Raw genomic sequence first — 7703 nt, forward strand, 5'->3', positions numbered from 1 at the left:
GGCCGCTGCCGCCAGCTCGGACAGCCGCCGAGCGGCCTCCGCCCGGAGCCGGGCCGGGGCCTGCCGGTCGGCCGCGACCGAGCGCAGCTCGGCCACCAGCGCCGGCAGGGTCAGCGGCCGGCGCGGCCGATCGCGGACCGGCAGCGGCTCGATCCCGAGCTCGGCGATGAACCGGGACGGTCGCACCCCGTCGTCCTCCGGCGAGTCGACGGCCGTGACCAGCAGCCGACGCCGGGCCCGGGTGACGGCCACGTAGAACAGCCGGCGCTCCTCGGCCAGCGCGGCCCAGGACGGCGGCGCCTCTACCAGCCCGTCGGCGGACAGCCGCTCGGGCTGCAGCAGCGAGCCGCGGTGCCGGAGGTCCGGCCAGACGTCCTCCTGGACGTCGACCACGGCGACGACGTCCCACTCCAGGCCCTTGCTCCGGTGGGCCGTGAGCACCCGCACGGCGTCCCGGCGCAACCCCTTCTCGGCCAGCGTGTCGGCCGGGATCTGCTGGGCCTCGAGCTGGTCCAGGAACGGACCCAGCCCACGGTGCTCGACCCGCTGCTCGTCGCGGGCAGCGACGTCGAACAGCGCCACTACGACGTCGAGGTCACGGTCGGCGGCCCGACCAGCGGGGCCTCCGGCAGCGGCGGAGCGCTCCAGCCGCTGCGGCCAGGGGGTGCCCGACCACAGCGCCCACAGCACCTCGTAGGCGCTGCCCCCGCTGTGCGCCACCGGGCGGGCAGCCCGCAGCAGTCCACCGAGCCGGCGCACCGGGGCAGCCAGCCGGTCGTCCAGGGTGGCGACCTGCTCGGGCTCGGCCACCGCCTCGCGGATGAGCTCGTCGGACGGTCGCGGCAGCCGGGCCCCGACCTCGTCGCCGGCGAGCAGCGCCGCCCGCTCGTCGTCGCGCAGCGCCCGCCCGAGCCGGCGCAGCAGGGTGGGGTCGGCCGCCCCCAGCGGGGACAGCAACAGCGCCCTGGCCGCCTGCGTGGTCAGCTCGGCCGGGTCGTCGACCACCCGCAGCGCGAGGAGCAGCGGCTGGACGGCGGGCTCGCGGGCCAGCGGCAGCTCGTCTCCGGCCACCTCCACCGGGACGCCGGCCGCGCCGAGCACCCGGCGCACGCCGGGCACTGACCTCGCCCCCGAGCGCACCAGCACGGCCATCGACGACCACGGTGTCCCGGCGTCCAGGTGCTCGCGGCGCAGCGCGTCCGCGACGCTTTTCAGCTGCAGGCCGGGGCTGGCGTAGGTCCGCACCTCGACCGACCCGGGCCGAGGGCCCGGCCCGGGCTCGAGCCGGCGGTGCTCCCGCAGGTGCTCGGCCAGGCCGGAGCCGGCCAGCGGCATCCGCTCGGCCAGCGCCCGGGAGGCGGCCAGCAGCACGGCGCCGGCCCGGCGGGACACCGCCAGGGTCCGCACCTCGGCGCGCTGGCCGTCGCTGCGGGGGAACCGGTCGCGGAAGTCCAGCAGGCCGCGCACGACCGCGCCGCGGAAGGAGTAGATCGCCTGGTCGGGGTCGCCGACGACGACGAGGTCTCGGCCGGACCCGGCAATGGCCTGCAGCAGCCGCTCCTGGGCCGGATCGGTGTCCTGGTACTCGTCGACGACCACGAGGTCGTACCGGGAGCGCAGCAGGGCCTGCCCGTCGGGCGACTCGGCGTGGACCACGGCCCGCTGCACCAGCTCGCCGTAGTCGAGTGCCCCCTGCGCGTCGAGCACCTCGAGGTACTCCGCGAGGAACCCCGCGGCCGCCACCCAGTCGGGGCGCTCGGGCTCGGCGAACGTGCGCAGGGTCTCCGGCTCCAGCCCGAGCCCGCGGGCCCGCGCCACGAGCGCGCGGACCTCGTCGGCGAAGCCCCGGGTGGGCAGCGCGACCCTCAGGTCGGCCGGCCAGCTGACGGTGCGCTCGGCGACCTGACCGGCCAGCAGCTCGCGGACCACCAGCTCCTGCTCCGGCCCGGACAGCAGGCTCAGCGGACGCCCGACGTCCTCCGGCGCCCTGGTCTCCCCCGCCAGCGCGAAGGCGAAGGCATGGAAGGTCCAGGCGCCTTGCGCGGCGACGGTGCGGCCCAGCCGGGCCCCGATCCGCTGCCGCAGCTCGGCCGCCGCCTTGCGGCTGAAGGTCAGCGTGAGCACCCGGTCCGGGTCGGTGCCCGCCTGGACGCGAGCGACGACCGCCTCGACCACCGTGGTGGTCTTGCCGGTGCCCGGGCCGGCCAGCACCAGCAGCGGCCCGTGCCCGGGTTGCCGGACCCGGTCGACCACGGCCTGCTGCGCCGGGTCGAGCGTGGGGACCCGGACAGCGGGCAGCGCACCGCCCAGCAGCCGGTACGTGGGGAGGTGGCCCGCCGACGCGCCGCGACCTGCCGAAGTCGTGCTCGCTGACCTCGTGGTCACCGCCTGCGCCCCCCTCTCGGGGGCCACCTCCCCCACGACGTCCCAGCCAACCATGGAGGTCCGACATTCTCCGGGCCGCCGTCCCCAGGCTGTCCGGGCCGAGCGGTCAGGGGGTGAACCGGCAGCGGCCCAGGTCCACCCGGTCGCCGCCGGGCCGCAGCGGTGTCCCCTCCGAGCGCAGCCGCTCGAGCGCCTCCCGAACGTGACCGGTGGCCGGGCGCCCGTCGGCCCGCACCACCCGCCACCAGGGCACGCCGCCACCCCAGGTGGCCATCACGGTGCCGGCCTGCCGGGGGCCGCCCCGGCCCACCAGCCCGGCCAGGTCGCCGTAGGTGAGCACCCGCCCCGGGGGGATCCGCTCTACCAGGGCCAGCACCTCCTCGGCATAGTCGTCCGGCGCGGGAGGGATCACCCGTCGATCCTCGCATGGCACGATCGACGCGTGGCGGCGACGCAACGCACGACGAGCGAGCGCGGGGTCGCCGTCATCGAGCCTCCGCTGCCCCGGCACGTGCGGCGCCCGGCGGATGCGGTGCGGCTGATCGTCGCCACCGTCCTGCTCGTCGTCGTGCTGGCGATCGGCAGCCTCGCCGTGGGCACCGCGGCCGGACTCGAGCAGGACCTCCTCGGCGCCGCCACCGGCCTGCCCCGGCTGATCCTCAGCGTCGTCACCTTCGTCAGCGGCGTCGGCACGCTGGCCCTGCCGGTCGCCGTGAGCATCGACCTGATCGTCCGGCGGCGGATCTGGCAGCTGCTCGACGCCCTCGTCGCGGCCACCCTCGCCGTGGTGGTGGCCCTCGGGTTCCGCTACTGGGTGGTCAACTACCAGCCAAGCCGGCTGCTCGAGGCGCTCACCAAGGTGCTGCCCGACGGCAGCCGCTCGCTGCCCGTGCAGACCCTGCTGGTCGGGGTGGTCGCGTTCCTCGCGCTGGCCGACCTGTCCGGGCGCCCGGCGCTGCGCGGTGCGGCCGCCGTGTTCGTCGGTTCGGTGGCCACGACGGGGGTGCTGTCCGGGGATGTCACCGTGCTGGCCACCGGCTTCTCGCTGCTCCTCGGCTGGGTCATCGGGCTGCTCGTGCGCACCCTGCTCGGCGCGGCGAGCACCCGGCCGTCCGGACGGCGGGTCGCCGAGGCGTTGCTGGACTCGAGCATCCCGGTGCGCAAGCTCGAGCGGATCGTGGTGGACTCGATCGAGCCCCGCCGCTACCTGGCCACCGTCCGCTGCCCCGACGGGCACGACGAAACGGTGCGGGTCAACGTGCTGGACCGGGACACGTACGGCTCGAACCTGTTCAGTCGGGCCTGGCGGCTGCTGCGGCTGCAGGGCCCGGCCACCCGTCGGGGGTTCTACACCGTCCGCAGCGCGGTGGACCACGCGGCGCTGATGGCGCTGGCGGTTCAGCAGGCCGGGGTGCCGACGCCCGAGCTGATGGCCGTCACCGAGGTCGGCCCGTACGCCGCGCTGGTGGCACTGCGGCATCTGGACGGCGTCTTGCTGTCCGAGGTCCCGATGACGTCGGACAGCGAGACCGCGCCGCTGGAGCCGCTGCCGGAGCCGCCCCCGGAGGCGGCTGCGGACGAGGACGGCAAGACGCCCACGGGCGGGCACGTGGGCGACACGGTGATCCTGCCGGTCCAGGACGAGCTTCTCGACGACGCCCGGCTGGAGGCGGCCTGGCGGGCGCTCAAGGGCCTGCAGGCCCGCCGGCTCGCGCACCGGGGTCTCAGCGAGGAAAGCCTGCTGCTCACCCCGGACGGCGGCGTCGCACTGATCAACGTCAGCGGCGGGGAGGTGGCTGCCGGCGACCTGCCGCTGCGGCTGGACACCGCCCAGCTGCTCACCACGCTCGCCCTACGGGTCGGCGCGGAGCGGGCCGTGAGCTCCGCCCACGCGGTGCTCGGGGCCCAGGAGCTGGTCCGCGCGCTGCCGCTGCTGCAGCGCATCGCGTTGGCCCGGCCGACCCGCAGCGCCCTGCGGACGGACAAGCGGCTGCTGCACGACCTGCGGGAGCGGATCCTGGCCGTCGTCCCGGAGGACACCTCGGTCGAGGAGGTCAAGCTCGAGCGGGTCTCCTGGCGGACGGTGGTCGCGACCATCGGCCTGGTCGTGGCGGCCTACGTGATCGTCACCCAGCTCGCGCAGGTGGACCTCGGCTCGGTGATCCGGGCGGCCGACTGGCGCTGGGGAGCGGTCGCGCTCGGTCTGTCGGTGGTCACCTACGCCGGGGCGGCGATGACCGTCGTCGGGTTCGTGACGCAGAAGATCAACTTCATCAAGGCCGTGCTCACCCAGTTCGCGGTGTCGTTCACCGGCCTGGTGGCGCCGACCGCGGTGGGCACGGTGGCGCTGAACGCCCGTTTCCTGCAGCGCCAGGGGGTCGAGCCGGCGGTCGCCGTCGGCAGCGTGGGACTCGCCCAGCTGGCCATGTTCGTGAGCCACCTGCTGCTGCTGGTGCTGTTCGGCGTGCTGGCCGGCACCGGCCCGCAGGCGTCGTTCTCCCCGCCGCAGGGCGCGGTGATCGCGGTGCTCGTGGTCGTGCTGATCGCGCTGATCGGGCTGTCGGTGCCGGCCGGACGCCGGCTGCTGGTCGCCCGGGTCCGGCCGCTGCTCAGCCAGGTGGTGCCGAGGCTCGTTGCGGTGTTCCAGCACCCGGCCCGGCTGGCCACCGGGCTGGGCGGCGCGCTGGTCCTCAACCTGGCCTACGTGCTCTGCCTGGACGCGTCGACCCGGGCGTTCGGCGGCCAGCTGACGCTGCCGGCGGTGGCCGTGGTGTACCTGGCCGGGGCCGTGGTCGGCTCGGCGGTGCCAACCCCCGGCGGCCTGGGCGGCGTCGAGGCGGCCATGTCAGCAGGCCTCACCGCGGCCGGGCTCAACGGCGCGACCGCAATCTCCGCGGTGCTGCTCTACCGGCTGGTGACGTTCTGGCTGCCGATCCCGGTCGGCTGGCTGTCCCTCACCGGCCTGCAGCGCAGCGGCGACCTCTGACCCCGCCGCGAGCCGTCACGGGGCAGCTAGTAGACGGGCTTGTCCGGCTCGACCTGGGTGACCCAGGCGATCACCCCGCCGCCGAGGTGGACGGCGTTGGCGAACCCGGCGCCCTTGACCACGGCCAACGCCTCCGCCGAGCGGCCGCCCACCTTGCAGTACAGGACGATCCGCTTGTCCTGCGGCAGCCGCTCCAGCGCCGACCCGTCGAGGATCTCGCCCTTGGGGATCAGCACCGAGCCCGGGATGCTGACGATCTCGTACTCGCCCGGCTCCCGGACGTCGACGAGCAAGAAGTCCTCGCCGGCGTCCTTCATGGCCTTGAGGTCCAGCGCCGTGATCGTCGAGTCGCGGGCCGCCACGGCCGCCTCGTCCGAGATCGTCCCGCAGAACGCCTCGTAGTCGATCAGCTCGGTGACGGTCGGGTTCTTGCCGCAGACAGCGCACTCGGGGTCCTTGCGGACACCGACCTCGCGGTAGCTCATCTCCAGGGCGTCGTAGATCATCAGCCGGCCGAGCAGTGGGTCGCCGATCCCCGCCAGCAGCTTGATCGCCTCGGTGACCTGGATCGAGCCGATCGAGGCGCACAGCACCCCGAGCACGCCACCCTCGGCGCACGACGGCACCATGCCGGGCGGGGGCGGCTCCGGGTACAGGCACCGGTAGCAGGGTCCGTGCTCGGCCCAGAACACCGACGCCTGGCCGTCGAAGCGGTAGATCGAGCCCCACACGTACGGCTTGCCGAGCAGCACGCACGCGTCGTTGACCAGATATCGGGTGGCGAAGTTGTCGGTGCCGTCGACGATCAGGTCGTACTGGGCGAACAGGTCCATGACGTTGGAGGAGTCCAGCCGCTCCTCGTGCAGGACGACGTCGACGTACGGGTTGATCTCCTTGATGGAGTCCCGCGCCGACTCGGCCTTGGACCGGCCGACGTCGCTGACCCCGTGGATGATCTGCCGCTGCAGGTTCGACACGTCGACGACGTCGAACTCGACGATGCCCAGCGTGCCGACCCCGGCCGCGGCCAGGTACATCAGCGCCGGAGAACCGAGTCCACCCGCGCCCACGCACAGCACCCGTGCGTTCTTCAGGCGCTTCTGCCCGGCCATCCCGACGTCCGGGATGATCAGGTGGCGGCTGTAGCGCATGACCTCGTCGACGGTCAGCTCGGCGGCAGGCTCGACCAACGGCGGAAGGGACACGGGACGCTCCGGTGATCAGGTGAGGGCAGGTTCGGACAGATCGTTCAACCGTCAACGGTGCCAGACCGGGTCCGATTCCCCCGACCCGGGTCGTGGCCATCAGCAGCAGGGCCAGGGGCGGCCGACCCGTGATGCACTGTCGTCCATGCGACCGCTGGTCGGGATCACCGCCTCCTTCGACCGGGCCACCTGGAGCCTGTGGCGGGACGAGGTCGCCCTCGTCCCGGCGGCCTACGTCCGCGCCGTGCAGGCGGCCGGCGGGCACCCCGTGGTCCTCCCACCGGATGCCGACGCTGCCGCGGTGCTGCCGCGGCTCGACGCCCTGGTGCTCAGCGGCGGGGCTGACCTCGACCCTGGTCGCTACGGGGCCACGGCCGGTCCGGAGACCTCAGACGTCCGCAACGACCAGGACGATGCCGAGCTGGACCTCCTGGTGGCCGCCCTCGACCATCGGGTCCCCGTGCTGGGCATCTGCCGGGGCCTTCAGCTGCTCGCGGTCGCCAGCGGCGGTCGGCTGCACCAGCACCTGCCGGCGACCCCAGGGCACGAGCAGCACGGGGGGCACGGCGGTGAGTGGACCGAGCACGAGGTCACCCTCGTCCCCGGAACCCGGCTGCACGGTCTGCTGGGCGAGCGCGTCCTGGCCAACTCCGGGCACCACCAAGGGATCGCCGACGCCGGTCACCTGGTCGTCTCCGGGCACTCCCCCGACGGCCTGATTGAGGCGGCCGAGGTCGACACCGGCCGGCACCCGTTCGCCGTCGGCGTCCAGTGGCACCCGGAGATGACCGGTGACCCCCGGCTGTTCGAGGCCCTCGTCGGGGTGGCCCTGGTGCGATCATGAGGGCATGCGTCCGCTGATCGGCATCACGTCCTACGTCGAGCAGGCCCGCTGGGGGGTCTGGGACACGACCGCCGCGCTGGTCCCGCACGCCTACGTGCGCCAGGTCGAGCAGGCCGGCGGCCGGGCCGTCGTCGTCCCACCCACGACGGACGGCGACGACGACCCGCTGCTCGGCGTCCTCGACGGGCTGCTGCTCGCCGGCGGCGCCGACCTGGACCCGGCCCGCTACGGCCAGCAGCCGCACCACGAGACCGCGGGGCTGCGCCCCGACCGGGACGCCGCC

At 74.6% G+C, this 7703-nt stretch carries 6 protein-coding genes; 3 read left to right on the forward strand and 3 right to left on the reverse strand.

Annotated features, from left to right (window positions below; translation table 11 throughout):
* Both VIM19_19280 and VIM19_19285 read right to left on the reverse strand, forming a co-directional pair.
* On the reverse strand, positions 1-2439 hold a 2439-nt coding region (locus tag VIM19_19280), incomplete at its 3' end, for an ATP-dependent helicase (GenBank protein HEY5186987.1).
* A gap of 52 nt (positions 2440-2491) precedes the next feature.
* On the reverse strand, positions 2492-2797 hold the full coding sequence (locus tag VIM19_19285) for an MGMT family protein (GenBank protein ID HEY5186988.1): 306 nt from the start codon (positions 2795-2797) through the stop codon (positions 2492-2494).
* Between the two features lie 30 nt (positions 2798-2827).
* Here VIM19_19285 and VIM19_19290 point away from each other — a divergent pair, with 30 nt between their 5' ends.
* Positions 2828-5371, forward strand: a complete 2544-nt coding sequence (locus VIM19_19290) for a lysylphosphatidylglycerol synthase transmembrane domain-containing protein (protein HEY5186989.1) — start codon at positions 2828-2830, stop codon at positions 5369-5371.
* Between the two features lie 26 nt (positions 5372-5397).
* Here the strand turns inward: VIM19_19290 and moeZ are convergent, their stop codons facing one another.
* Positions 5398-6576, reverse strand: coding sequence for an adenylyltransferase/sulfurtransferase MoeZ (gene moeZ, locus VIM19_19295; protein HEY5186990.1), 1179 nt, complete (start codon positions 6574-6576; stop codon positions 5398-5400).
* A 145-nt stretch (positions 6577-6721) separates the two neighbouring features.
* Between moeZ and VIM19_19300 the strand changes: the two genes are divergently transcribed.
* Both VIM19_19300 and VIM19_19305 read left to right on the forward strand, forming a co-directional pair.
* Complete coding sequence (locus VIM19_19300) at positions 6722-7420, forward strand: gamma-glutamyl-gamma-aminobutyrate hydrolase family protein (protein HEY5186991.1); 699 nt, start codon at positions 6722-6724, stop codon at positions 7418-7420.
* Between the two features lie 4 nt (positions 7421-7424).
* Positions 7425-7703, forward strand: a 279-nt coding sequence (locus VIM19_19305; protein HEY5186992.1) for a gamma-glutamyl-gamma-aminobutyrate hydrolase family protein, incomplete at its 3' end; no start/stop codon positions are given.

The organism is Actinomycetes bacterium, assembly GCA_036510875.1.
Taxonomy (GTDB): domain Bacteria; phylum Actinomycetota; class Actinomycetes; order Prado026; family Prado026; genus DATCDE01.

Bases quoted from the DNA above. Each gene is read 5' to 3' on its own strand.
- VIM19_19300 (HEY5186991.1), top strand. From the start codon at position 6,722: ATGCGACCGCTGGTCGGGATCACCGCCTCCTTCGACCGGGCCACCTGG.